This is a genomic window from Gordonia westfalica (assembly GCF_900105725.1).
In the GTDB taxonomy this organism is placed as follows: domain Bacteria; phylum Actinomycetota; class Actinomycetes; order Mycobacteriales; family Mycobacteriaceae; genus Gordonia; species Gordonia westfalica.
Genome location: NZ_FNLM01000034.1, coordinates 4408216 through 4434220, shown reverse-complemented (window position 1 = coordinate 4434220; position 26005 = coordinate 4408216). Strand labels below are relative to the sequence as shown.

Genomic DNA, 26005 nt, shown 5'->3' with positions numbered 1-26005 from the left:
TCCATGGTCGACATCCACCGACTCCGGGTCCTGCGGTCCGTCATCGGCGAGCGATCCATCGGCGGCGCCGCCACCGCTCTGGGGTACACGCCGTCGGCGGTCAGCCAGCACATCGCCACCCTGCAGCGAGAAACCGGACTGACACTCATCGAGCGCGACGGCCGGGGCATCGTGCCCACCGAGGCCGGCACTATCCTGGCCGCCGAATCCGAGCCGGTCTTCGAACAGCTGGCGCGCGTGGACGGCCTCATCTCCGAACTCCGCGACGGACGCCTGGGGCAACTCCGGATCAACTACTTCGCATCGGCAGGGGCCACGTGGATCCCGCCGATCGTCGCGGCCCTGACGCGCGAATTCCCCGGCCTGAGACTCGACCTCCGGCTGATCGAACTCGCGGACCCCTCCGCCGCCTCCCCCGACGTCGAGATCTACGTCGCCGACACCGACCACCCCGCCGGCGATTCCGGCGGCTACACCAGCCGCCCCCTCACCAGCGACCCGTATCACGCAGTGGTACCGCATGAGTCGCACTGGGCCGGTCGCGAGTCGGTGACCCTGCGTGAGCTGTCCCCGGTGCCGTGGGTCGACAACGACGTCGCCCGGGGCCCGTGCCGGCAGGCACTCCTGAACGCCTGCACCTCAGTCGGTTTCACACCGGACTTCAGCATCGAGACACAGGACTACCCGACCGCGATCCGCTTCGTCGCCGCCGGCGTCGGACTCACCGTGGTCCCACAACTCGCGCTCACCCACCTACCCGCCGGGGTGGTGGCGATCCCCATCGTCGACCCCACACCCGTCCGCGCGATCCGGGTGCGCGTACGACAGAGCGCTCAGGACCTGCCGCCGGTACAGCGAGTACTGGAACTGCTCGACGCCGCTGTGCTGCAGCCGATTCACAGGCTTCGACAAGCTCAGCCAGCGGGGCCGCGCTGAGCGCGGTTTCGAGCCATGAATCGGGACTGGCTGTACTAGCTGTATTGACCCGCCAGGTTGGGTACCGGGTAGCGCTGCAATTCGCTGGTGCTGCGGAGCCAGGGTCGGGTCAACAGCGTTGCGCCCGCCCGGCATGAGTGTTCCGCGGAACACTCATCACACGGTGCCCTGCGGAACTGTCGGTGGCGCTGCGGTCCACATGCCGAATTGTTCGGTGATCAGGCCTTCGTCGCGGCCTGACGTCCGGCAAACCCACCCTTTTTGGGCAAACCCACCACCCCCGGGGGTGGTGGGTTTGCCCAAAAAGGGTGGGGCTGTCACTATTCGGCGGTCAGCTTGATGATCGGGCGCTGCCGGTCGGTCTTCTGTTGGTGCCCACCGAACTGCGGATCGGCGCCGACCTGTTTCCACGCTGACTCGCCGAAGGACGTACCCGACGTCCCGGGTCAGTACAACTAGCCGAGCTTGCGCAGGCGCGGTTCCAGGTCGCGCTGGAAGTTCTCCAGGAAACGACGCTGATCGTGGCCGGGCGCATGGAAGACGAGGTGGTTCAGTCCGGCGTCGGTGTAGAACTTGACCTTCTCGACGGCCTCGTCGGGGTCGGAGGCGACGATCCAGCGCTTGGCGACCTGCTCGATGGGCAGTTCGTCGGCGAGACGTTCCATCTCGGTGGAGCTGTTGACGCTGTGCTTCTGCTCCGGGGTCAGCGACAGGGGCGCCCAGAATCGTGTGTTCTCCAGCGCCAGTTCGGGATCGGGATCGTAGGAGATCTTGATCTCGATCATCTTGTCGATGGCGTCGAAGTCGCGTTCGGCCTTCTCCGCACCTTCTTTCACCGCAGGGAGAAGCTTCTCGGTGTAGAGCTCGGCACCCTTGCCCGAGGTGCAGATGAAGCCGTCGCCGGCGCGTCCCGCATACCGGGCGACGACCGGTCCACCGGCGGCGACGTACACCGGGATCGGTTGTTCCGGAACGTCATACATGTACGCACCCTGCGTGTGGTAGTACTCGCCGTCGAAGTTGACCTCTTCACCGGTCCACAGTTCACGCATGAGCTTGATCGACTCGCGCAGGCGGGCGAAGCGCTCCTTGAACTCGGGCCACTCGCCCTGGAAGCCGGTGGCGTACTCGTTGAGCGCCTCGCCGGTGCCGACGCCGAGCATGATGCGACCCGGGTACATGCATCCCATCGACGCGAAGGCCTGGGCGATGACCGCCGGGTTGTAACGGAAGGTGGGGGTCATGACCGACGTGCCGATCTGGACGCGCTTGGTGCGCTCACCGACGGCCGCCATCCACGCGAGCGAGAAGGGGGCGTGGCCGCCGTTGTGCCGCCACGGCTGGAAGTGGTCGCTGACCGCGACCGAGTCCAGTCCGTGCTCTTCGGCTGCGACCGCGATCTCCACCAACTCGCGCGGATCGAACTGCTCCGCCGACGCCTTGTATCCGAGCCTGAGTTCTGCCATTGAGCCTCGCCCCTAACCGTCGGCCGTGCCGACCTCACATTCCGTGGCCGATCCACTGATCGTGATCGCCGTTGTGACCGCAAATACCAAACTAGAGCATTGGTGACGGTGCGACTCTCCCCGTCCACCAGGGGGCCGCCGCGCCCGATTGGACCTCAAGTGAACTTTAAGTTCTACCCTGGGCGACATGAGCATGGAGTCGGTCGCCTGGGACATGATGTACAAGTCGTCGACCTCGCCGGACGGTAAGCGGTTGCGGGGAGATCGACGTGCGACGCTGCGCCGGATCGGCGGGTTCGCGAGCCCCCATCGGCGCCGGATCGGGCTGTTCCTGGTGCTGTCGGTGTTCACCGCGGTCCTCACCGTGGTGACGCCGCTGCTCGCCGGACGAGTCGTCAACCTCATCACCGCCAGTGGGTCCGAGGCGATGATCGTCGGAATCGCGGTGGCGATCGCCCTGATCGCCGTCGCCGAGGCGGCGGCCGGAATCGGGGTGCGGTGGCTGTCGTCGAACATCGGTGAGGGCCTCATCCTCGACCTGCGTCGCGCAGTCTTCGACCATGTCCAGCGGATGCCGGTCGCCTTCTTCACCCGGACCAGGACCGGCGCCCTGGTGAGCCGGCTCAACAACGACGTCATCGGCGCGCAGCGCGCCTTCAGCGACACACTCTCCGGTGTCGTCTCGAACATTGTGACACTCACGCTGACCCTGGGCGTGATGATCTACATCAGCTGGCAGATCACGCTGCTCGCCCTCATCCTGTTGCCGATCTTCGTGGTCCCGGCGCGTCGGATGGGACGCCGGATGGCTTCTCTCTCTCGGGAGGCCGCGGAGCACAACGCGCGCATGTCGACCCAGATGACGGAACGGTTCTCCGCACCCGGTGCCACCCTGGTCAAGCTGTTCGGCCGCCCCGACCTGGAATCACGCGAGTTCGCCGACCGTGCGGATCGTGTGCGCGACATCGGTGTTCGACGCGCGATGCTCCAGGCCTACTTCTTCACCGCGTTGACACTGGTCTCCGCGCTCGCGCTCGCCCTGGTCTACGGGCTCGGGGGATGGCTCGCGGTGAACGAGCATCTGTCGGCGGGTGCGGTCGTCTCGCTCGCCCTCCTCCTCACCCGCATGTACGCCCCGCTCACCGCGCTGGCGAACGCCCGTGTCGAGATCATGAGCGCGCTGGTCAGTTTCGAGCGCGTCTTCGAGGTCCTCGACCTGACACCGCTGATCACCGACGCCCCGGACGCACGACCGGTCCCCGGCACCGAGAGCGGCCGGCCGGTCCCGGTGTCGGTGCACTTCGACAACGTCTCCTTCGCCTACCCCGCGGCCGACAAGGTCTCGCTGGCATCGCTGGAAGAGGTTGCGCAGCTCGATAACCGGGCGGGTGCAACCGTCCTGCACCACGTCGACCTCGACGTCCCCGCCGGCAGCATGGTGGCCCTGGTCGGCAGTTCGGGTGCGGGCAAGTCGACGATCGCGAGCCTCGCCACCCGGCTCTACGACGTCGACGAGGGCTCGGTCCGACTGTCCGACGTCGACATCCGCGACCTGCAGACCGCGTCGGTGCATCGCACCGTCGGGCTGGTCACGCAGGACGGCCATCTCTTCCACGACAGCATTCGCGCCAATCTCGTTCTGGCCCGGCCCGAGACCTCCGACGACGAGATCTGGCACGCGCTGCGCCGGGCCCGCCTCGAGGAGTTGGTGGCGTCCTTGCCCGACGGCCTCGACACCATCGTCGGCGAACGCGGGTACCGCCTGTCCGGCGGTGAGCGCCAGCGGATGACCATCGCGCGACTGTTGCTCGCGCAGCCGTCGGTGGTGATCCTCGACGAGGCGACCGCACATCTGGATTCGACGTCGGAGGCCGCGGTTCAGGAAGCGTTGGGCGAGGCCCTCGAAGGACGGACCTCGATCGTCATCGCGCACCGGCTCTCGACGGTCCGCGCGGCCGACGAGATCGTGGTGCTCGAAGCGGGGCGCGTCGTCGAACGCGGAGACCACCCGACGCTTCTGGCACGCAACGGACGCTACGCCGAGCTGTATCGCACGCAGTTCGCCGACGACGGTGGGGACCCCGAGGACGGGACGCTCACGGCGTAGGGCTGCGAGGTCATCTCACGAGGCCTTCGAGGCTCGTCGCTAACGCTCCTCGCACCTCAGGCAGCGAGGGGGGTGAGTCGCGCTCTTTCGGATCAGGCAGCAGTGGCTCCCTGAGGAGGCCCGGAGCTTGCGGAGGGCCGTCACCACCCGCTCCCTGAGGAGGCCCGGAGCTTGCGGAGGGCCGTCACCACCCGCTCCCTGAGGAGGCCCGGAGCTTGCGGAGGGCCGTCACGAAGGGCCGTCGTCGAGGTCGTCGAAGTTGTCGATCAGCGGACGCCGGGGGCGCTTCGGGCCCTTCGCGCGTTCCGCGCGGCGGCGGCGGACCTGCATCACGATCAGCACGATGTTGACCACGATGATGGCGATGCCGACGGCCACCCAGAACCAGCGGCCGTCGCGCCACCAGTCGACGGTCAGCCAGCCCAGGCAGATGATGAGGATGGTCGCGCCGATGGTGGTCATCGTCGTCGACAGGGTCTGCGCGCCGCGTGCGAAGTCGGGGCCGGTACTCACGAGAACTCCTGGTTGGAACGGTTGCTGGCGATCAGGACTGGACTCGATCACGTCTGGACTACGACGACAACCGCGATCAGGATGGCCACCACCACTATCGCAGTGACGACGAACAGGATCTGGGCCGGGCCCGGCATCTCGCCGCCGCTCTGGAGCACGCGCATCGTGCGCCGCCACCGCCACGCACCGATCAGGGCGAGGCAACATCCCAGCGCCACGAGGACGAGACCCAGGATCAGTTCGAGTACCGGACTGTCGATGTCGGGGGCGAGGTAGACGATCGCCATACCCGCGGCCATGAATCCCAGCGCGGTACGCACCCACGCGAGGAGCGTGCGTTCGGCGGCGAGGGTGAACCGCGCATCGATCGCACCCGGCGGGCCGGCCGGGGCCGGGGGAACCGGGTTCGGGGCGGCGTTCGCATCGGAGCCCCCACCCACACCGTCAGCCGGCTCGTTGGCCCTCTCGGTCGTCAGTGCCCTTGCCCTCTCGTATTGCCTGCTTCGCGAATGCCGCGGTCGTCTCGATCGCGTGGATGGTCTCCGGGTGATGGGTGGTCAGCACCGGGAACGCATGTACCTGCCAAGCGTAGCTGTGTGCGAGGGCTTCGACCCCGGCCTCGTCGAGGGTCTCGATCAGGTCGATGACATCGGGTTCCAGCATCTCGCCGTCGGCGGTCACCATGACCGTCGGCGGGAACTCGGCGGGGTCGAGATCGGCGATGCGGCGTACCCCGGTCAACGGCACGGGACCGCGGTCGAACTCGGGCGCCAGCTTCGCCATCTTCGACTTCGGCAGGTAGGCGTCGGAGCGACTGGACCGGTCCGGGTTGGTGCCCAGGTCGACGTCGAGCAGCGGCGAGAATCCGATGAGCGCCGCGGGGGCCGGGAGTCCCCGTTCGATGGCGGCCTCGATGACCTTGGCCGCGAGGAACCCGCCCGCGGAGTCGCCGGCGACGATGACTCGCCGATAGTGACGCTCGCGGATCAGTTCGGCGTACGCGTCGACGGCGTCGGCCACCGATGCGCCCACCCCGGCCGCCGGAAGCTGCCGGTACTCGAGCGAGAACACCGGCATCTCGCAGGCACGGGCCAGACGGGCGGCGATCGACCGATGAGTACCGAGACCGCACACGACGAAGGCACCGCCGTGCAGGTAGAGCATCGCCGTGTCACTGTCCCGACGCGACGGTCCGGCCGGCATGATCAGCTCCGTGGAGCGCCCCGCGAGCGTCAACTGCTCGCGGACCACCCCGCGGGGCTTGGGACCCACCGCCACCAACCGGTCGATGAGGAACAGGCCCGCGAGACCGGCCTTGTTGACCGGCCAGAGCGCGAGCGCCGGTTTCAGCAGCACGCGAGAGCCGAGCCACAGCGGATACGACAGGAGACTCGGCCGCCGGTGATGGACGATGGGCATGAGGTTCCTCCTGGTCTGAGCCGAAGCTACACCCTCGGCACCCCCGTATATCCGGTAAACGCCGCGGAAAACATTCACCGAGTCGCCGTCTGCCGGTCACCTGGGTCCGCTATATTCTCGAACTCGTGACAAGACGGTTGCTGTGACACAGGTACAGATCCATCCGCAGTTCCTGCTGTCCGCGCAGGCAGACGACCCGCGGACCCTGTGCGACGTCCTCACCGAGACCGCACGGGCGAATCCCGATGCCGCCGCCATCGACGACGGCGACGTCACCCTCACCTACGGCCAACTGCTGGCATTGATCCGACGCACCGTCGCGCGTTTCGCCGAGGTCGGCGTCGGGCGCGGCAGCCGCGTCGGCATCCGGATGCCGTCCGGTTCGCGCGATCTGTACGTCGCCATCCTGGCCACCCTCTACGCCGGTGCCGCCTACGTCCCCGTCGACGCCGACGATCCCGACGAGCGCGCCGAACTCGTCTTCACCGAAGCCGCGGTCGATGCCATCGTCGACGCCGACGGCCCGCGGTCGACGAAACCCGCGGGCACCACCGCCGCTGCCCCGGCACGTCCCACACCCGACGACGACGCGTGGATCATCTTCACCTCGGGTTCCACCGGGACACCGAAGGGAGTCGCGGTCACCCACCGCAACGCCGCCGCCTTCGTCGACGCCGAGGCACACATCTTCCTCGCCGACGAACCGATCGGACCGGGTGACCGTGTCCTCGCCGGACTCTCGGTCGCCTTCGACGCGTCGTGCGAGGAGATGTGGCTGGCGTGGCGCAACGGCGCCTGCCTGGTGCCCGCACCGCGATCGCTGGTGCGCAGCGGCATGGACCTGGGCCCGTGGCTGGTGGCGCGCGACATCACGGTGGTCTCGACCGTGCCGACGCTGGCCTCGCTGTGGCCCCCGGAGGCCCTGGAAGCGGTGCGGCTGCTGATCTTCGGCGGCGAGGCCTGTCCGCCGGAGCTCGCCGACCGGCTCGCCGTACCCGGCCGCGAGGTGTGGAACACCTACGGACCCACCGAGGCGACGGTCGTCGCCTGCGCCGCCCCGCTCGGCGGCCCCGGCCCGGTGCGCATCGGATTACCGCTGCGCGGTTGGGATCTCGCGGTCGTCGACGCAGAGAGTCAGCCGGTCGCAGAGGGCGAGGTCGGTGAACTGGTCATCGGCGGCGTCGGCCTGGCCCGTTACCTCGACCCGGCCAAGGACGCCGAGAAGTACGCCCCGATGCCATCCCTGGGCTGGGAACGCGCCTACCGCAGTGGCGATCTCGTCCGGCTCGATCCCGCGGGCCTGATCTTCATGGGCCGCGCCGACGACCAGGTGAAGGTCGGCGGGCGACGCATCGAACTCGGCGAGATCGACAACGCGCTGCAGCATCTGCCCGGGGTGAGCGGCGCCGCCGCCGCCGTCCGCAAGTCCGCGGCCGGCAACAGCCTGCTCGTCGGATACCTGGTCTCCCCGGATCCCGACTTCGACGTCTCCGCGGCACATGCCGAGCTCACCCGCCACCTGCCCGCCGCGATGGTCCCGACCCTCGCCCTCGTAGACGAATTGCCCACGCGCACTTCGGGAAAGGTTGATCGCGATGCGCTGCCCTGGCCCCTGCCGGGCAGCAGCAGACCAGTGGATGACGATGTGGAACTCGGTGAGACCGAGTTGTGGCTGGCGCAGTTGTGGACCGATGTGCTCGGAATCCGGATCTCCCATCCCGATGTGGACTTCTTCGCGGAGGGCGGTGGTTCGCTGGCGGCAGCGCAGCTGGTGACGGCGATCCGCGGACGCCACCCCGACATCTCGGTCGCCGACCTCTACGACCATCCGCGTCTCGGGTCCATGGCGGAGATGCTCGACGCGCGCAGACCGATGACGAGCATCGTCGAACGCCATGTGGCGCCGACACCGCGCGCAACCGGGCTCGCCCAGCTCGCACTGACCGTCCCGCTGACGACCCTGACCGGCCTGCAGTGGGCGACCTGGCTCGGCGTCGTGAACAACCTCGGCGTCGTCGTCGCCGACCGGCTGGACCGGTCGGTGCCCTGGCTCGTCGAGGTGAACTGGTGGGTCCTGCTCGCCGCCTTCCTGGTCTTCATCACCCCGCCCGGCCGGATGTGTATCGCGGCGATCGGTTCCCGGCTGCTTCTCTCCGGGGTCACGCCGGGCGAGTATCCCCGCGGCGGCAGCGTGCACGTGCGTCTGTGGGTGGCCGAACGGCTCCTCGACGCGAGCGGCGCGGCCAACCTGTCGGGCGCACCGTGGATGATCTACCTCGCCCGCGCGCTCGGGGCGCAGATCGGCCGGGGCGTCGACCTGCACACCATCCCGCCCGTCACCGGACTGCTGACCGTCGGGGAGGGCGCGTCGGTCGAACCGGAGGTCGACCTCGCCGGCTGGTGGATCGACGGCGACGTCGTCCACATCGGCGAGGTCGCGATCAAACGCGGCGCGTCGATCGGTGCGCGTTCGACGCTCATGCCGGGCGCGGTGGTCGGTCGGGACGCCGTCGTCGCGCCGGGTTCGGCGGTCTTCGGTCGGGTGAAAGCGCGCCAGCACTGGGCCGGTTCACCCGCGATCAAGGTCGGCAAGGCCGCACATCCGTGGCCCGACCATCGCCCGCCGCGCGCGAGCGTATGGGTCCCCGTCTACGGGTTGTCCTCGCTGGTGCTGGCCGCGATCCCGCTGATCTCGCTCGCCGCCGGACTCGCCGTCATCGGCACCTGGGCTCTTTCCGCAGACCGGTTGCGCGACGTCGCGATCCGCGCGCTCATCCTCCTACCTGCGGCGACCCTGACCAGCCTCGTGGTCTTCGCCGCGATCACCGCAGCGCTCGTCCGCCTGGCCTCACTGGGGTTGAGTACCGGCTACCACCCGGTGCGCTCGCGGGTCGGGTGGCAGGTCTGGCTCACCGAACGTCTCCTCGACGCCGCCCGCACCTACCTGTTCCCGCTCTACGCCAGCCTGCTGACACCGATCTGGTTCCGGGTGCTGGGGGCCAAGGTCGGCAAGAGCACCGAGATCTCGACCGCACTCGTGCTGCCACGCTTCACCACCATCGGCGACGGCGCCTTCCTGGCCGACGACACGATGGTCGCGTCGTACGAACTCGGCGGCGGGTGGTTGCACATCGACGAGGCGAAGATCGGCAAGCGCTCCTTCCTCGGCAACTCGGGAATGACCGGGCCGGGTCGCAAGGTACCCAAGAACGGCCTGGTCGCCGTGCTGTCCGCGACCCCTGACCGTGCGAAGTCGGGGTCGAGCTGGCTGGGCAGCCCACCGGTCCGGCTGCGCCGCACCGCCGCCGAGACCGACACCTCGCGCACCTTCGATCCGCCGATGAAGCTGAAGGTCGCGCGCTCCGTCATCGAGACCCTGCGCCTCGTCCCGGTGATGGTGTCGTTCGGGCTGGGTGTCGGGATGCTGATCGGGCTGCAGTACGTCGCCGTCCACGTGCACTACGGCGTCGCCGCGCTGGTCAGCGGCCTGTTGCTGCTCGGAGTGGGCGCCATCGCCTGTGGCACCGCGGCCGCCGCGAAATGGCTTGTCGTCGGCCGGATCACGGTGAGCGAACACCCGCTGTGGAGTTCCTTCGTCTGGCGAAACGAGCTGTCCGACGCATTCGTCGAGACCGTGGCCGCGCCGTGGTTCGCCAACGCCGCCACCGGGACACCGATCCTCAACCTCTGGTTGCGTCTGCTCGGCGCCCGGATCGGACGTGGCGTGTGGTGTGAGACCTACTGGCTACCCGAGGCCGATCTGGTCAGCCTCGGCGACGGCGCGACCGTTCAGCGCGGCTGCGTCGTCCAGACCCATCTGTTCCACGACCGCGTCATGGCCATCGATCGCGTCACCCTCGACGCCGGCGCGACCCTGGGACCACACTGTGTCGCCCTCCCCGCGTCGGGGCTGGGCGAATCGGCAACGGTCGGACCGGCATCGCTGGTCATGCGCGGTGACGTGGTGCCCGCGCACACCCGCTGGCAGGGCAACCCCATCGCACCGTGGCCGACGGCAAAGTAGGTTTCGACAAGCTCAACCGGCAGAGAATGATCCGCCGGCCGAGCCGCGACGACCGAGCGCAGCGAGGACGCCGCGTGTCGAGGTCAGACCGCCGGTTCGGCCGGGGCGTCGACCTTCTTGGGAAGCGTCAGCAGCGTCGCGATGGACAGTGCGACCAGCATGATGCCACCGACCCAGGCCAGCACCTGGAGCGAGAAGACCGGCAGGATGATCATCACGATGCCGGCGATCACGGCGATGATGCCCGAGAGGATCAGGAACCAGGTGGGGCTGTGGCCGGACTTGGTGGCCGCGGCGTAGAGGTCGGCGACGCCCTGGAAGATCCAGCCGATACCGATGAAGACCGCGAGCAGCCACACCGCGTCACCGGGGCTGAAGAGCGCGATGATGCCGGCGAGCAGGACGATCACACCGACGACGCCGAGCAGGACACGTACGCCCTTGCTCAGGAACGTCGCCGCGAAAGCCTGGTAGATACGGAAGATTCCGGCGATGATCAGCGAGATCGCGAAGAGGATCGCCACCACGACGATGGTCGGACCGGGCCAGAGGATCACGATGATGCCCAGCACGATGCCGACGATCGACATGACGATCAGCGCGGTACGAACGGCGCCGATCAATTCGTCGGGGAAATGCTTCTGGTACGCCGTCGCAAAAGTCATGGTCGAAGGTTATCCCACTACGACGCGGTAGGTGCCGTCCTTGAGGGGCCATGGCACAAACTGAATGTCGTACCGGTAGTAAGTAATGGATGACCACCATCGCATTCTTCGAGCCGGTCGACGACCCGTCCGGCGAGGCCCGGTACCGGCCCACGCCGTTCGCGGCCAGCGCCTGGGCCGCCGATGCCGTCACCGGTCCGGCGGTGTGCGGGCTGGTGGCACTGGCGGTCGAGGCCGAGTACGGCACGGACGAGTTCCTGCCCGCCCGGTGCACCATCGAGCTGTTCAAGGCCGCGCGCCAGGAGGTCACGTCCACCCGCAACCGGGTCATCCGCTCCGGCGGGCGGATCCGGGTGGTCGACACCGAGATCGTGCAGCATCCCGCCGACGGCGGCGAGGTCGTCGTCGCGCGCGGGACCACGGTGTTCCTGCGGACGTCGGTCAATCCGCCCGGCGAGCGATGGCACCGCCCGGCCGAGACCGTGACCTTCCGACCGCCCACCACGACACCGGACGGCCTCGCTCCCCTCTTCTCGTCCGACTCACCCGACGGTGCGCTCGGCGAGTGGGACCCCACGATGGCCAATCACCAGAACGGCAACCGCAAGCGGATCTGGACCCGCGCGGCCCCGCTCGTCCGCGGCACGGAGCTGACGCCGTTCCAGCGCGCCGTCATCAGCGCCGAATCGGCCAGTCTGATGTCGAATTGGGGAAGCGAGGGCATCGGGTTCATCAACTGCGACCTCACCGTGGCGATCAGCCGTCTACCTCAGGGCGAGCGAATCGGGGTCGAAGCCGACCATCACGTCGAGCACGACGGCGTCTCGGTGAGCACCACCGGGCTCTACGACACCGGCGGGATGTTCGGCACCGCCCTCGTCACGGCGGTGAACAACGCGGCGTCGCAGATCGACTTCACCACCGTGGACACCACCAAGCGTTATCGCGAAGGTTGAGCAAAAAAAGGGTACTTAGCCAGGTAAAATACTTCCCACATGCGCCTCAGGTCTTGATAGGGTCACGCCCATGACACGACGCCTTCATCGGCTTCTCCTGGGTCTCGTCGTCTCGACACTCGCTGTTGCGCTGACGACAACGCTGACCGCCTCACCCGCTCACGCCGCGAACGCCGCGGGTCCGGCGACCATCGTCAATCGCCTCACCGGCCCGTTCGCCATGAACGACACCGTGGGTCGCCACAACATCGTGGGCACCGACCTGGGCGTCATGTGGGACAACGGCCGTGGCGAGATCCTCACCGCCTTCGGCGACACCCAGTCGTTCAACGGCTGGTCACTGCTGTACGGGGAGCTGTACTACTGGCGGTCCAATGTCCTGCTGCGCAGCACCGACCGCAACCTGGCCGACGGCATGACGTTCACCTCGCACGCCGGCCGCCCCGGCCACGCGAAGCGGCTCCTGAAGCCGAATGTCCGCCGCGAGGTCACCATCATCCCGACCGCGGGCGTCGCCGCCAACGGCAAGCAGTACATGACCGTCATGTCGGTCAAACGGTGGGATTCGCCGGGAATCTGGACGACCAACTGGTCGGGCCTCGTGGTGTCCGACGACAACGGCGAGAACTGGCGTGCGCTCAACGCTTTCCGCCCCAACGGCGGCGGCAACAAGAAGTTTCAGATGGTCGCCTTCCTGAAGGTCGGCAAGACCGTCTACTACTACGGCACGCCCGACGGCCGCTGGGGCGGCGTCTATCTCGCCCGGGTGGACGAGAAGGACATCGAGAACCTCGGCAAGTGGGACTACTTCTCCTACGGCCGCTGGGTCCGCAACAACCCCGGCGTCGCCACCCCGGTGATGGGCGCGCCGACCGGCGAGATGTCCGTCGCCTGGAACGACTATCTCGGCAAGTACATCTCGCTGGCCAGCCAGGACATCGGCGTGACCCTCCGGACCGCCGACAACCCTTGGGGCCCTTGGACTTCGGGTGAGCTCGTGGCACCGTCCGCCGACCCGTACACCGGGTATGCGCCGTACATCCACCCGTGGTCGAAGGGCAGCACCCTCTTCTTCACGTACTCGATCTCGATCGGCTACCAGGTCTATCTGATGCGGTTGCCGCTCAAACGCTGACGCAGGATTTCCGACGAGGCGGGGGCGGTTCCGGACTCCGGGACCGCCCCCGCTCCGTCGTCCGCTCAGCCCTGCCCGAGCATCGCCCGCATCTGGTCGATCTCGGCCTGTTGGGTCTTCTTCACCTGCGTGGCGAGGGCTCTGCTCGCCGGATCGATGCCGTGCGCGAGTTCCTCGTCGGCCATCGCGATGGCCCCCTCATGGTGACGGATCATGCCCTCGAGCCAGAGTCGATCGAACTCGGCGCCACTGGCGTTCCGGAGCGCCACCATCTCCGCGGGGGACATCATCCCCGGCATGTCCCCGTGGCCCATTCCGCCGTCACCCCCGGGTCCCATACCCCCGTGATCCATGTCCCCGTCCATGTGCTCCCCCATCGGGACGCCCCATGACCTGAGTCGGGCTGCCATCTGGTCGATCTCGTCTTCCTGAGCGTCCTCGATCGTGTCCGCGAGCTCGATGAGTTCGCGATTCTGTGTCCGACCCTCGACGAGTTCGGCCATCATCACCGCCTGGCGATGATGCGGGATCATCTCGGTGGTGAAGTCGACGTCGGCGTCGTTGTGGGCCGGCGCGGGTGATCGGTCGGGAGCGGACGCGCCCGCCGGTGACGATGTCGCCGGGCGGTCGGCAGTGTTTGTGCCGGAGGGCGATTCGTCGGATGAACAGCCGGCGAGGGCGAGTGCGACGGCTGCTCCCAGGGCGATCCCGGTCGCGGCGCGGCGTCGAACAGTTGCATTGCGGTGTACAGACATCGGTTTTCCTTGCTGCTGAGGGTTTTCGGATATGACGACATGGCGGACCCATCGGCCCGCGGACGTCTCCTCAGCAGCGGATCACCTGCAACTGCAGGTGGGAGTGGATGGCCCACGGGGGCGGACGTCCGAGGACGACGACGCGCCGACGGGCCCGGCGGTACAGTGCAGCCGCCGACAGGGACAGGAATGCCCAGGCGAGCAGGACGAGCGCGGCGGCCGGGAGATCGAGGTCGGCGGCTCGGATGAACACACAACCGTGGTCGTGATCGCCGCAGTCCGCTCCGGACATCGACGGGGCCTCACCGATCATCGCAGCGGGCGTCATGCCGGGATGCGACGTCGCCGCCGCCTGATGACCGGCGGGGGAATGGGAGCCGGGGCCGCCGTCCGTCGCGGCCGGACCCGCGATCACGGTGTGCATGAGCATCACCGCGAGCACGAGAGGAAGGATCAGCCCCCGGTACCGTCGAATCGTCCGGGCCCTACGCGAGCTCACCTGTCCCAGGCTAGCGACGTCAGGACGCGGGCGTCGACACCTTCTCCGCGTCCGGGTCCTCGCTGTCGGATTCGATCCCGGCAGCTTCCGCTTCGGCCTCGGCGGCCAGGCGTTTCTGGCGCGGTATGAGGTACTTCCGGTCGACGATCTGGTACACCCCGATCACCGCCGCGGCGAGCGCCCAGCCGAGCACGATGTCGAAGATGTAGTGCTCGCCGGTGTAGGTGAGCGCGAACGCCATCGCCAGCGCGTAGCCCATGTAGAGCGTTTTTCCGAGCGCCTTGACCCGTGGCCACATGAACAGCGCCAGCAGCATGGTGAGGCCGGCATGCAGCGACGGGATGGCCGCGACGAGGTTGGACTTGCCCTGCCCGAGAGTGACCAGGTTCGACGCGGCGTGGATGTTCAGATAATTCCAGCCACGCGCCGAGATGCGCTCGACGTACGGATTCGCGTCGGGGTACGCGTTGTCCAGCGGGCCGAGCAGCCCACCCGGTTCGTTGGCCTCCTGCGAATACATGCAGATCGGATCACGCGGATAGTCCTGCACCTCGGCCGCGGTGCATCGTGCGGCCGCCCACGGCGGGGCACCGGGCACGAGGGTGTATCCGACGAGGGCCAGGAAGGTCGTCGCGACGAAGCAGGCCGCGTACCGGCGCCAGGCCGCACGGTCCTTGAGCCAGAGCCATGCTGCCACGGCATAGGGAATGATGAAGTACGACATGTAGACGACGCTGACGATGACTTCCCACCACGGCGGGCTCGCCTGCTTGAGCTGCTCCTGCAGCCACGCCGTGGGCGTGACGCCGCCGAAGAAGAAGGCGTCGAAGTCGATCGCGAGATGCCAGTGCGTGGGCATGCCGACGATCTGCGCGATGTTGCGCGTCCAGTCGTAGAGGATCAGGATCAGGGCGAACGGGGCCCAGTCGAGAATGATCGTGATGAACTTGCGGCGCCCGATGCTCGCCGCGGCCAGGCCGAGGCACATCAGGATGATCAGCCGGGTGCGGTCGAAGGCCAGGCCCTCGAGGGCGATGTGTACGCCCATCAGCACGAACCAGGCGGTGACGGCGATGCGTCGGACCATGGTCAGGTCGCGACGGTTCTCCGGTTCGGCCTCCATCTCCGCGGCGGCGGCCAGGTCCTCGAGGACCGGCGCGATCCGCGGCGGGTCGGCCTCCGACGCCTGCGGAGCGGGATCACCCTGTCCGGCCGTCTTCGACAGGTTCACATCCGTCGAGGTCGTGTCCTCAGCCGAGCTGCCCTCACCGCGCTTCGAGGACTCACCCGGCCGCGGGACGCCCACCGACTCGTCAACACTCACCCGACACAATCCCGCCCGTCACGCCCCTCAGGGCAACCCACGCTCGTAACCTGCCGTCAGTGTAGTGGCCATCTTCGATCGGTGAGCCACCGCAGCACGGCCCGCGCCCACCGGCCGTCGCCACCGGCACGAACACCGTGGACGTCGCCGGTTTCGACCGAAGTACCGCTCGTGGGCGTGTCGTGGATCACACTGGAGGCCGGCAATCCCCCATCACAGAGGAGGTCTCGGTGCCCAATCGCTACCTGCGCTACGGCGACCAGCGCTACATCATCACCAAGGAGGCGGAGGCCCGGCTGAACCGCACCCTCGATGCGGTGTATTCCGACGGGACGCGCGGTCACGAATGGCTGAATCTGTACCACGACAGCGCCGCCCCGTGCCGGCTGCTGATCGCGGCCGGGGTACCGATCACGATCGAGACGGAGCCGGCGCCCGGCGAGTGACCGCCGCGTCGTCGGATGAGCCCTCTCCGGGCACCGGCATCGCCGACGGGATGCGGGCACTATCGTTGACGCATGCGCATCGGAGCACACCTTCGTGAGGACACCGACCCCTTGGTCACCGCAGCAGAGCTGGGGATCGACGTGTTCCAGATGTTCGTCACCGACCCGCAGAGCTGGAAGAAGCCGCAACCGAATCCGCATGCCGCGGCCATCCGGGAATCCGACGTCGACGTCGTCGTGCACTCCAGCTACCAGATCAACGTCGCGAGCCTGAACAACCGACTGCGTATGCCGTCGCGCAAGGCCGTCGAGCAGCAGGCCGCCGCGGCCGCCGAACTCGGAGCCTTCGGACTCGTCGTGCACGGTGGGCATCTGCGTGACGGCGAGGAGTCGTCCGAGGGATTCGCCAACTGGCGCAAGCTCTTCGACCGCCAGGTCGACAAGGGCGGCTTCGGTGTGCCGATCCTGATCGAGAACACCGCCGGCGGCGACCACGCGATGGCCCGGACCCTGGAGTCGATCGACCGTCTGTGGGAAGCGGTCGGCGACTTCGAGCAGGCCGGCTTCTGCCTCGACACCTGCCACGCCTGGGCCGGTGGCGAGGACCTCGTCGGCCTCGTCGAGCGCGTCAAGGAGATCACCGGACGCATCGACCTGGTGCACCTCAACAACTCCCGCGACGAGTTCGACTCCGGGCGCGACCGTCACGCCAACCTCGCGTCGGGCCAGATCGACCCCGAGGTGCTCGCCGCCGTGGCTGCGGCCGCCGATGCACCGGTGATCCTGGAGACGCCGGCCGAGGGCATCCCGGCCGACCTCGAATACCTGCGCTCAGCGCTGTAGGCCGATCACGACAGATTCCAGCCGGGGGCCGGCGGGGTCACCGGATAGGCCGCGACATTCATGTCGACCGTCCCATCACAGGGCCCGCCGTCGATCGTGGTCCGCCACACGCCTTTGAGCGTGCCGTCGCCCTGCGGCGTGTAATACGCGACCGACTTCGCCGGCCGCCACACCTTGGGCACGCCCGCGCCCTGCCAGCAGTCCCACTCCCAGTCGTAGCGGTGAACCCAGGAACCGTCTCCCCAGGTGTAGCGCGGCGGTTGCGGCAGCGTCGGATTGGCGGGCTTCGGACCGTCGACGACGGTCGCCACGCACGTACCGCCGTCGCATGAGCTCCGGAAGGTGTAGTCGTCGGAGAAATCCGGTTCCGGCTGCCGCGCGGCGAGGCTGGTCCCCGTCTTCGACGCCGCGAATCGCTTCAGTGAGTAGACGCCGTTCCAGGCCGGCTCCGCGGCGTTCGCCGGTCCGGCGCTCACCGCCGGCGCCAGTCCGACAGCGACGACCGCTGCCACGATGCTCGTGATCCCGCCCCTGGTCCATCGTCGTGTGCGCATGTCCGATTGGACCGCATCCGGTCCTCACCTGCAGCGGTTGCCGGAATTGTCGTGGGACATAGTCCGCCCCCGCCCTCGGCGCAGATCACATGGATCAGCGATTGATCCCCTGGCGATATGGGTCTATATTGGCGGTTACCGGCGAGTAACTTAGCTCGAACCGAGACAACTCCACCAGGACCGGCCGGTACCCACTCCAGCCGAATGGGGTCGGACCGGGACCTGGCAGACAACACCGTCATCACGCATACGGCCACACCAGAGAAGGAATTCACCATGGGCCATTACAAGAGCAACATGCGCGACCTGCAGTTCAACCTGTTCGAGCTGTTCGAGCTCGACAAGGTGCTGGAGTCGGGCGACTTCGGCGACCTCGACCACGAGACCGCCGTGGACATGCTCCGCGAGGTCAAGGCGCTGGCCGAGGGCCCCATCGCAGAATCCTTCGTCGACGCCGACCGCAACCCGCCGGTCTTCGATCCCGAGACCCACAGCGTCACCATCCCCGAATCCTTCAAGAAGTCCTACAACGCCCTCGTCGAAGGCGGCTGGGACAAGATCGGCATCCACGAGGAGCTCGGCGGCCTCCCCGCCCCGCGTTCGCTGTACTGGGCGATCGGCGAGATGATCCTCGGCGCCAACCCGCCGGTGTTCATGTACGCCGCCGGCGCCGGATTCTCCGAGATCTTCTACAACAACGGCACCGACGAGCAGAAGAAGTGGGCCACCATCTGCGCCGAGCGCGGCTGGGGCGCCACCATGGTGCTGACCGAGCCCGACGCCGGTTCGGACGTGGGCGCCGGCCGCACCAAGGCCACCCAGCAGGAGGACGGCTCCTGGCACATCGACGGCGTGAAGCGCTTCATCACCTCGGCCGACCAGGACATGACCGAGAACATCTTCCACCTCGTGCTCGCCCGCCCCGAGGGCGCCGGACCGGGCACCAAGGGTCTGTCGCTGTTCTTCGTGCCGAAGTTCCACTTCGACTTCGAGACCGGCGAACTCGGCGAGCGCAACGGCGCCTTCGTCACCAACGTCGAGCACAAGATGGGCATCAAGGCGTCGGCCACGTGTGAGGTCACCTTCGGCCAGCACGGCATCCCGGCCAAGGGCTGGCTCGTCGGCGAGGTCCACCAGGGCATCGCGCAGATGTTCGAGGTCATCGAGCACGCTCGAATGATGGTGGGCACCAAGGCCATCTCTACCCTGTCGACCGGTTACCTGAACGCGCTCGAGTACGCCAAGGAGCGCATCCAGGGTGCCGACATGACCCAGATGACCGACAAGGCCGCGCCGCGCGTGTCGATCACCCACCACCCGGATGTGCGTCGTTCGCTCATGACCCAGAAGGCCTATGCCGAGGGTCTGCGCGCGATCTACCTCTACACCGCGTCGCACCAGGACGCCGCCGCCGCGAAGATCGTCTCCGGCGCCGACGCCGAGATGGCCGCTCGCGTCAACGATCTGCTGCTGCCCATCGTCAAGGGCGTCGGCTCCGAGCGCGCCTACGGCACCCTCGGCCACGAGTCGCTGCAGACCCTCGGCGGTTCGGGATTCCTGCAGGACTACCCGATCGAGCAGTACATCCGCGACTCGAAGATCGACTCGCTCTACGAGGGCACCACCGCCATCCAGGCGCAGGACTTCTTCTTCCGCAAGATCATCCGCGACAAGGGTCAGGCACTGGCACACGTCGCCGGACAGATCCAGAGCTTCATCGACTCCGAGGCGGGCAACGGTCGCCTCAAGGCCGAGCGCGCTCTGCTGAAGACCGCCCTCGACGACGTCCAGGCCATGGCCGCCTCCCTGACCGGCAGCCTGATGGCCGCACAGGAGAACTCGACCGAGCTCTACAAGGTGGGCCTCGGTTCGGTCCGCTTCCTGATGGCCGTCGGCGACCTGCTCATCGGCTGGCTGCTGCTGCGCCAGGCCGAGATCGCCCTCGCCGCACTCGACAACGGTGCCTCCGACGCCGACAAGGCGTTCTACGAGGGCAAGGTCGGCGTGGCAGCCTTCTTCGCCAAGAACATGCTGCCGCTCCTCACCGCCGTGCGCGTCACCGTCGAGAACGTCGACAACGACATCATGGAGCTCGACGTAGCGGCCTTCTGATCTGAGGATCCGCAAACCCACCCTTAATCGGCAAACCCACCACCTTGCGAGGTGGTGGGTTTGCCCATTTGTGGTGGGTTTGCGGAGCGGTCACTCGAGCAGCGAGACGCAGTATCCGGTCGGCTTAGGTTGGGCCACGTAGTACTCACCTTGCCCCTCGGGGCAATCCGGCTCCCGGGACTCCTTGGTCTCGACCTTGAAGTTGGTCGCCTCGCCGGCCGGAACCGGTTGGCCGCAGTCGATCTCACGGGCCTGAGCAAGCGACGTCGTGTCCGCGCCCGACGATTCGGGCAGGTGGTAGCACTTCCCGGCCTGGGCGAGACACAGGACCTCCTTCTCGTTGCCGGCGAACCAGAACGTCGAATAGCCGAGCCCGCAACCGAATCGGGTGAACGACTTGCCGGCGACGACGTAGTGGAAGTCCGTGGTGTCACACGAGATCTTCTCGGCCTTCAGCGAGTCCGACCCTGACGTCACCTCGAGACACTGCCCCACGTCGACGTCGTCGGCGTTGTAGACGATCGCACCGTCGGAGTTCCCGACCAGTGCCACCCCGCCGGCGATCACCGCGCCCACGACGAGGAACGCGAGGACGCCGAGCGTGATCCAGAGCCCCTTGTGACTCTTCTTCGGCGGCGGCGGTCCCCAGGGACCCTGCGGATACTGGCCCGCCGGCGGTTGTCCCGGGTACGGCGGACAACTCACAGACGCCTGCAAACCCACCATTTTTCCGCAGAATCACCCCGTCACAAGGGGCTGGGTTTGCCGAAAAGGGGTGGGTCTGGGATTGCGGTCGCGTCTCAATACGAGAAGGCCCGGGCGTGTCCGGCGAAGGTCTCCTAGCCTCGAGGAGGGAACCACAGACAGTCGGAGACAACTCGAGGGAGAGCCGATGAAGGCACTCGTATTCTACGGTCCAGGCGAGAAGAGCTGGGACGACGTACCCGAACCGAAGATCCTCCAACCCACCGACGTCATCGTGAAGATGGACGCGACCACCATCTGCGGCACCGATCTCCACATCCTCAAAGGTGACGTCCCCGCGGTCGAACAAGGCCGCATCCTCGGCCACGAAGGCGTCGGCACGATCACCGAGATCGGCTCGGCGGTAACCACTCTCGCGGTCGGCGACCAGGTGATACTGTCGTGCGTCTCGGCCTGCGGGAAATGCGACTTCTGCAAGCACGGAGTGCATTCGCACTGTCTCGGCGACGAGGGGGCGCCGGGCATCGGTTGGATCTTCGGGCACCTCATCGACGGCACGCAGGCCGAGTTCGTACGCGTGCCCTACGCCGAGACCTCCGTCTACAAACTGCCGCCGGGGGTCACGCCGGAGCAGGGCGTCGTGCTCAGCGACATCCTGCCGACCGGACATGAGATCGGCATCCGGTACGGCAACGTCAAACCCGGTGATGTGGTGGCCGTCGTCGGCGCCGGACCGGTGGGTCTCGCGACGATCGCGACGTCGGGACTGTACGGGCCGAGCCGCGTGATCGCCGTCGACATCGACCCGAACCGTGTCGAGCAGGCCAAGGCCTTCGGCGCGACCGACGGTGTGGTGTCGTCGGATCCCGATTGGAAAGACCAGGTTCTCGCGATGACCGACGGGCTCGGCGTCGACGTCGCAATCGAGGCCGTGGGCATCCCGCAGACCTTCCAGATGTGCCTGGACGTCGTCCGGCCCGCGGGCCATGTCGCCAACGTCGGCGTGCACGGCGCCCCGGTGGAGCTCGCGCTCCAGGACCTGTGGATCTCCAACATCAACGTCTCGATGGGCCTGGTGAACACCGACACGCTCGGCGTTCTGCTCAAACTCGTCGCGCAGCGTCGAATCGACCCCGACCTGTTCGTCAGCCACCGCTTCGACCTCGGCGACATCATCGAGGCCTACGACGTCTTCGGCCGGGCCGCCGAGACCAAGGCGCTGAAAGTCATCCTGCAGGCCTGACCGACACAACCCACCGGAAAAGGCCGAACCCACCGCCGGTGAGAGGCAGTGGGTTCGGCGAGAAGTGGTGGTCTTACGGACTACTTCGGAGGCATCCGGATGCCGCCGTCGACGCGGATCACCTCGGCGTTCATGTAGCTGTTGGTGACCAGCTCGACGACCATCGAGGCCAGCTCGTCGGGGGCGCCCAGACGATGCGGGAACAGGACCGACTCGCCCAGCTTCGCCTTAAAGGCCTCGGCGGCCTCGCCCTCGCCGTAGATCGGGGTGTCGATCAGGCCGGGGGCGATGGTGTTGACGCGGATGCCGACCGCGGCCAGGTCACGCGCGACCGGCAGGGTCATGCCGACGACGCCGCCCTTGGACGACGAGTACGACGCCTGGCCGATCTGGCCGTCGAAGGCGGCGACACTGGCCATGTTGACGATCGCGCCGCGCTCACCGTGTGCGTCGAGCGGCTCGTTGCGGCTCATCGCGGTGGCGGCGAGACGGATGCAGTCGAAGGTGCCGATCAGGTTGATCGCGATGACCTTCTTGTAGGCGTCCAGGTTGTGTGCCGATCCGAATTCGCCGTCGCGGCCGATGGTGCGCTGGGCCCAGCCGATGCCGGCCGAGTTGACCAGCGCGCGCAGCGGGCCGAGCTCGGTGGCCGCGTTGACGGCAGCCTCGATCTGCTCGGTCGAGGTCACGTCGACGGCGACGAACTGCCCGCCGATCTCCTTGGCGAGTTCCTCACCCTTGTCTGCGTTCAGGTCGGCGACGATGACCTTCGCACCCTTGGCCGCCAGCTGGCGAGCCGCAGCTGCGCCGATCCCCGACGCGCCACCCGTGACGATTGCACTAGCTCCATTGATATCCACGACTCGGAGCCTATCGAGCGTTCTATCGCTCGGTAAAGACCCCGGGCGAAACACTCCGATCGGTCTACACGCACTTCACGTTCGGCTCGGGCGCATACCGGACGGTGCGGGTGTGCCGCTTGACCTCTTGTCCGGTGCGGGCGTCGCGGATGATCCGCGTATTCGACGTCGTGAAACCCTTGCTACCGTTGCTGGCGATGCAGTCGTCACCCTTGGGGAGTTTGATCTTCTCCGGCTCGGTGGGGTCGGTCCGCTCGCCGGTGATCGACTCGACCTCGAAAGCCTTGGTACCCCACAGCCGCACGGTGACCGCGGACGGCGACCAGCTGGTCTCGATGAGCACGCCGTGACGGGTGTTGTTGCGGAACTTCAGGTCGATGGCGCCCTCGAAGACGGTGGCCTCGCGCGCCTCGGGGTACCGCGAGATGTAGTACGCGTGCTCGGTGTGGTCGACGTCCTCGAGTCCGGCGAAGTAGGCGGCGTTGTAGAGAGTGGTCGCGAACTGGGAGATCCCGCCGCCGACGGCCGTCGCGGCGCGGCCGTTGTTGATGATCGTCGAGTCCACATAACCCTCGGCGGCACCACGCGGACCGGTGTGCCCGTTGAGCGAGAACACCTTGCCGGGCAGGACCAGCGCGCCGTCGACCTCGGCGGCGACGAGACGGATGTTCTCGCCGGATGCGCTCGAGAAACCGTCGGTGGTGTACTCGCTGATCAGTTCGCGCACACCGAGTTTGCGGGCGGCTTCGGTGGTCAGCTTGGGGTCGACGTCGTCGTAGACCACGTCGGTGGTTCGGTTGCCGCCGTCCGCGACCGCGGTCGTGGCGAGCGTCTGGAGCGTCTTGTCCCAGTTGATCTTCGAGCCGGTGACCGCCGGCACGACGGTCGGACTGCCACTCGCGAGGCTGAATGTCGCACTGACGGCCGGCCGCTGGGAAGGATCGAGATCTGGGGCGAGCGACTCTCGGGCCTTCTTCTCGTCGACGCGGGGCGCGAGTCCGCCCCGGCCGTCGGGACCGAAGGTCAGCATCGACGCGATGTCCCCCGCCGGGACCTCGACCGTGCGCTTCCGCCGATCGGTCAGCTTCACCGCCGCCGACGTCGCGCGTTCGGCGGGGCCGGCGACGGTCGCGGCGACGACCTCCGGGCTGACGGTCGGCGAGAACGGTTCCATCGGCATGTCGATCGGCGCCCCGTCGAGCCAGCGGTCGACGAGCACGACCGCCGCGGCCTCGCGTGCGACGCGTTCGCCCGGTGCCGGCTCGTCGCCCACCGGCGTCGTGCCCTGATAGTGCACGCCGCCCTCGACCGCCGCCTTCTCCAGCGACCGACGATGGGCGTCGAGGGCCTTGTTCATGGCGGCCGGGTCGAGTTCCACGACCGGTTCGACGTCGAGACCGCGGCCGAAGAGGGCCAGAAACCGCGCGACCGGGTTACGCGGCTGTTCGAGGAGACGCGCGCGGGTCGCGTCCCCGTCGAAGGAGAGGCCGAGTTCTGCCGGCGCGACCTCTGCCGACCCCTCGGGGGTTCGTAGGACGACCGGCTGGGTGGAGCGCTGGGCCAGCTCCTCGATGACGGGGTCGAGCCCGCCGGCGTCGCGATTGCCTGCCGAGATCCCGCCGATGACGGCTCCGCGGGCGGAGTGATCGCGGGTGGCGACGAAGTCGATGGAGAGCGCGAGCGTCACGAGGACGACGACGGCGAGCACAGCGCGTATCGCGTGGCGGACTCGCCGGGCGCTCGTGGTCACAACTCCATCCATCACGGCTGACTACCTGGGCCAGTCGTGGTGGTGGCCGCAGAACTCATACCCCAGAAATGTAGGTGCTCCGGCTGAGCTGTCGGGTCGGGGGTCTGACAGCTCTGCCGGAGCTGTCTTCATGTTTACGCTACTTTTCGGCCGTTGACACGTCCGGGGTCTCGTTTAGTCCAAACATGTGACGAAGGACCCCATTTCGAGGTCGAAAAAGAGACGGATCGAGCGATTCGTCGCCCGATCCATCTCTTTGTTCAGTTCGGTCCGGCAACCGAGCCGGACGCGGGATCAGCCCGCGATGATGGCGGTGACGCCCTGGCCGCCGGCGGCACAGATCGAGATCAGCGCACGACCACCGCCGTTCTCCTTGATCTGCTTCGCCGCCTGCGCGACGATGCGGCCGCCGGTCGCGGCGAACGGGTGACCCGCCGCGAGCGAGGAGCCGTTGACGTTGAGCTTGGACCGGTCGATGGGTCCGAGAGCCGAGTCGAGGCCCAGACGCTCCTTGCAGTACTCCTCGGACTCCCACGCCTGCAGCGTCGCGAGCACGACCGACGCGAACGCCTCGTGGATCTCGTAGAAATCGAAGTCCTGCAGGGTGAGACCGTTGCGGGCCAGCAGACGAGGCACGGCGTAGGTCGGGGCCATGAGCAGGCCGTCGGGCCCGTTCACGTAGTCGACGGCAGCGGTCTCGCTGTCCACGAAGTACGCGAGCACCGGCAGGCCGCGCTCGGCCGCCCACTCGTCGCTGGCCAGCAGGACGGTCGACGCGCCGTCGGTGAGCGGGGTCGAGTTGCCCGCGGTCATGGTCGCGTCGCCGAGGGAGACGCCGAAGACCGGCTTGAGCTTGGCGAGCTTCTCGGCGGTGGAGTCGCCGCGCAGGTTCTGGTCGCGGGTGAGGCCCATGAACGGGGTGATCAGGTCGTCGAAGAACCCGTCGTCGTAGGCGGCGGCCATGTTCTGGTGGCTGCGTGCGGCCAGCTCGTCCTGGTCGGCCCGCTTGATGCCGAATTCCTTGGCCGTGATGGCGGCGTGCTCACCCATCGACATGCCGGTGCGCGGCTCGCCGTTCTGCGGGATCTCGATCCCGAGCTTGGTGAGCAGCTTCACGGCGCCGAGGATCTGGTCCTTGGTGGACCGGGCGCGGTTGACCTCGAGCAGCTGGCGGCGGAGGCCCTCACCGACTGCGATCGGGGCGTCGGAGGTGGTGTCGACGCCGCCACCGATCGCGGCGTCGTAGCGGCCGCGCGCGATGCCGTCGGCGACGGTGGTGATGGCCTGCAGGCCGGTGCCGCACGCCTGCTGGATGTCGAAGGCGGGCGTGTACGGCGAGAGTGCCGATCCCAGAACCGATTCACGGATGAGATTGAAGTCACGGGCGTGCTTGAGCACGGCGCCGCCGGCGACCATGCCGAGCTTCTCGCCCTGCAGGCTGAAGCGGCTCACCAGACCGTCGAGGGCCGCGGTGAACATCTCCTGGTTGCTGACCTTGGCATATGCCTTGTCCTGGCGGGCGAACGGAATGCGGTTGCCGCCGAGGATCGCCACCGGACGGTCGGTGCGGGTCTCGGGCTTCTTCGGGGTGGTGCTGTTCTCTGCCACGTCGATCTCCAGGGTCGTGTGCGGTATCTATAGCGTATTCTTACTCAACAGTAAGTTCGTTGTCGAACGACAGTCAGAGGAGATC

22 protein-coding genes are annotated in these 26005 nt (G+C 67.7%); 9 read left to right on the top strand and 13 right to left on the bottom strand.

Features of this window, described 5'->3' with window-relative positions; genetic code table 11:
* Positions 1–3 precede the first annotated feature (3 nt).
* Complete coding sequence (locus BLU62_RS25785; protein WP_074852650.1) at positions 4–936, top strand: LysR family transcriptional regulator; 933 nt, start codon at positions 4–6, stop codon at positions 934–936.
* 455 nt (positions 937–1391) lie between these two features.
* Here BLU62_RS25785 and fgd read toward each other — a convergent pair whose 3' ends face one another.
* The gene (gene fgd / locus BLU62_RS25780) at positions 1392–2402 is read right to left on the bottom strand and encodes a glucose-6-phosphate dehydrogenase (coenzyme-F420) (protein ID WP_074852649.1); all 1011 of its coding nucleotides are present in this window, start codon (positions 2400–2402) and stop codon (positions 1392–1394) included.
* Positions 2403–2589: 187 nt separating this feature from the next.
* On the opposite strand from fgd, the gene BLU62_RS25775 reads away from it, so the two are divergent.
* Positions 2590–4509: an ABC transporter ATP-binding protein gene (locus BLU62_RS25775; RefSeq protein WP_074852648.1), complete on the top strand. Its 1920-nt coding sequence runs from the start codon at positions 2590–2592 to the stop codon at positions 4507–4509.
* Positions 4510–4737: 228 nt separating this feature from the next.
* Here BLU62_RS25775 and BLU62_RS25770 read toward each other — a convergent pair whose 3' ends face one another.
* From BLU62_RS25770 to BLU62_RS25760, 3 genes are read right to left on the bottom strand one after another with little or no spacing between them, the layout of a single operon-like run.
* Positions 4738–5022: a hypothetical protein gene (locus BLU62_RS25770; RefSeq protein ID WP_074852647.1), complete on the bottom strand. Its 285-nt coding sequence runs from the start codon at positions 5020–5022 to the stop codon at positions 4738–4740.
* A gap of 47 nt (positions 5023–5069) precedes the next feature.
* Positions 5070–5462: a YidH family protein gene (locus BLU62_RS25765; RefSeq protein WP_074852646.1), complete on the bottom strand. Its 393-nt coding sequence runs from the start codon at positions 5460–5462 to the stop codon at positions 5070–5072.
* Positions 5463–5466: 4 nt separating this feature from the next.
* A complete protein-coding gene (locus tag BLU62_RS25760; protein WP_074852645.1) occupies positions 5467–6441 on the bottom strand; it encodes an alpha/beta hydrolase in 975 nt (324 codons plus the stop codon).
* Between the two features lie 142 nt (positions 6442–6583).
* Here BLU62_RS25760 and BLU62_RS25755 point away from each other — a divergent pair, with 142 nt between their 5' ends.
* Complete coding sequence (locus tag BLU62_RS25755; protein WP_074852644.1) at positions 6584–10465, top strand: Pls/PosA family non-ribosomal peptide synthetase; 3882 nt, start codon at positions 6584–6586, stop codon at positions 10463–10465.
* 83 nt (positions 10466–10548) lie between these two features.
* Here BLU62_RS25755 and BLU62_RS25750 read toward each other — a convergent pair whose 3' ends face one another.
* Positions 10549–11130 carry an HdeD family acid-resistance protein gene (locus BLU62_RS25750; protein ID WP_074852643.1) on the bottom strand — a complete coding sequence of 194 codons (582 nt, stop codon included), beginning with the start codon at positions 11128–11130 and terminating at the stop codon, positions 10549–10551.
* 89 nt (positions 11131–11219) lie between these two features.
* Between BLU62_RS25750 and BLU62_RS25745 the strand changes: the two genes are divergently transcribed.
* Positions 11220–12086, top strand: coding sequence for a thioesterase family protein (locus BLU62_RS25745; protein WP_074852642.1), 867 nt, complete (start codon positions 11220–11222; stop codon positions 12084–12086).
* 70 nt (positions 12087–12156) lie between these two features.
* Positions 12157–13221, top strand: a complete 1065-nt coding sequence (locus BLU62_RS25740) for a glycoside hydrolase family 183 protein (RefSeq protein ID WP_074852641.1) — start codon at positions 12157–12159, stop codon at positions 13219–13221.
* A gap of 65 nt (positions 13222–13286) precedes the next feature.
* Here BLU62_RS25740 and BLU62_RS25735 read toward each other — a convergent pair whose 3' ends face one another.
* The 3 genes from BLU62_RS25735 to BLU62_RS25725 all read right to left on the bottom strand — a co-directional run bounded on the left by BLU62_RS25735 (position 13287) and on the right by BLU62_RS25725 (position 15799).
* A complete protein-coding gene (locus tag BLU62_RS25735; RefSeq protein ID WP_074852640.1) occupies positions 13287–13976 on the bottom strand; it encodes a DUF305 domain-containing protein in 690 nt (229 codons plus the stop codon).
* Positions 13977–14046: 70 nt separating this feature from the next.
* Positions 14047–14475 carry a hypothetical protein gene (locus BLU62_RS25730; RefSeq protein WP_074852639.1) on the bottom strand — a complete coding sequence of 143 codons (429 nt, stop codon included), beginning with the start codon at positions 14473–14475 and terminating at the stop codon, positions 14047–14049.
* A 19-nt stretch (positions 14476–14494) separates the two neighbouring features.
* The gene (locus BLU62_RS25725; RefSeq protein ID WP_425284593.1) at positions 14495–15799 is read right to left on the bottom strand and encodes a phosphatase PAP2 family protein; all 1305 of its coding nucleotides are present in this window, start codon (positions 15797–15799) and stop codon (positions 14495–14497) included.
* A 230-nt stretch (positions 15800–16029) separates the two neighbouring features.
* Here BLU62_RS25725 and BLU62_RS25720 point away from each other — a divergent pair, with 230 nt between their 5' ends.
* Both BLU62_RS25720 and BLU62_RS25715 read left to right on the top strand, forming a co-directional pair.
* Entirely contained in the window at positions 16030–16245 is a 216-nt protein-coding gene (locus tag BLU62_RS25720) for a hypothetical protein (RefSeq protein ID WP_005194730.1), read from the top strand.
* 72 nt (positions 16246–16317) lie between these two features.
* On the top strand, positions 16318–17088 hold the full coding sequence (locus tag BLU62_RS25715; protein WP_074852637.1) for a deoxyribonuclease IV: 771 nt from the start codon (positions 16318–16320) through the stop codon (positions 17086–17088).
* A 5-nt stretch (positions 17089–17093) separates the two neighbouring features.
* Here the strand turns inward: BLU62_RS25715 and BLU62_RS25710 are convergent, their stop codons facing one another.
* Positions 17094–17642 (bottom strand): Rv2253 family sensor-like surface protein, encoded by a 549-nt coding sequence (locus BLU62_RS25710; RefSeq protein WP_244278324.1) that lies wholly within the window; start codon positions 17640–17642, stop codon positions 17094–17096.
* A 276-nt stretch (positions 17643–17918) separates the two neighbouring features.
* Here BLU62_RS25710 and BLU62_RS25705 point away from each other — a divergent pair, with 276 nt between their 5' ends.
* Positions 17919–19754 carry an acyl-CoA dehydrogenase gene (locus BLU62_RS25705; RefSeq protein WP_074853305.1) on the top strand — a complete coding sequence of 612 codons (1836 nt, stop codon included), beginning with the start codon at positions 17919–17921 and terminating at the stop codon, positions 19752–19754.
* Positions 19755–19844: 90 nt separating this feature from the next.
* Here the strand turns inward: BLU62_RS25705 and BLU62_RS25700 are convergent, their stop codons facing one another.
* Positions 19845–20471, bottom strand: coding sequence for an LppU/SCO3897 family protein (locus BLU62_RS25700; RefSeq protein WP_244278323.1), 627 nt, complete (start codon positions 20469–20471; stop codon positions 19845–19847).
* A 175-nt stretch (positions 20472–20646) separates the two neighbouring features.
* Here BLU62_RS25700 and BLU62_RS25695 point away from each other — a divergent pair, with 175 nt between their 5' ends.
* Positions 20647–21702, top strand: coding sequence for a zinc-dependent alcohol dehydrogenase family protein (locus tag BLU62_RS25695; RefSeq protein WP_074852636.1), 1056 nt, complete (start codon positions 20647–20649; stop codon positions 21700–21702).
* Between the two features lie 80 nt (positions 21703–21782).
* Here BLU62_RS25695 and BLU62_RS25690 read toward each other — a convergent pair whose 3' ends face one another.
* The 3 genes from BLU62_RS25690 to BLU62_RS25680 all read right to left on the bottom strand — a co-directional run bounded on the left by BLU62_RS25690 (position 21783) and on the right by BLU62_RS25680 (position 25920).
* Positions 21783–22562: an SDR family NAD(P)-dependent oxidoreductase gene (locus tag BLU62_RS25690; protein ID WP_024497427.1), complete on the bottom strand. Its 780-nt coding sequence runs from the start codon at positions 22560–22562 to the stop codon at positions 21783–21785.
* A gap of 64 nt (positions 22563–22626) precedes the next feature.
* On the bottom strand, positions 22627–24312 hold the full coding sequence (locus BLU62_RS25685; RefSeq protein WP_425284592.1) for a VanW family protein: 1686 nt from the start codon (positions 24310–24312) through the stop codon (positions 22627–22629).
* Between the two features lie 294 nt (positions 24313–24606).
* The gene (locus tag BLU62_RS25680; protein ID WP_074852634.1) at positions 24607–25920 is read right to left on the bottom strand and encodes an acetyl-CoA C-acetyltransferase; all 1314 of its coding nucleotides are present in this window, start codon (positions 25918–25920) and stop codon (positions 24607–24609) included.
* Positions 25921–26005 lie beyond the last annotated feature (85 nt).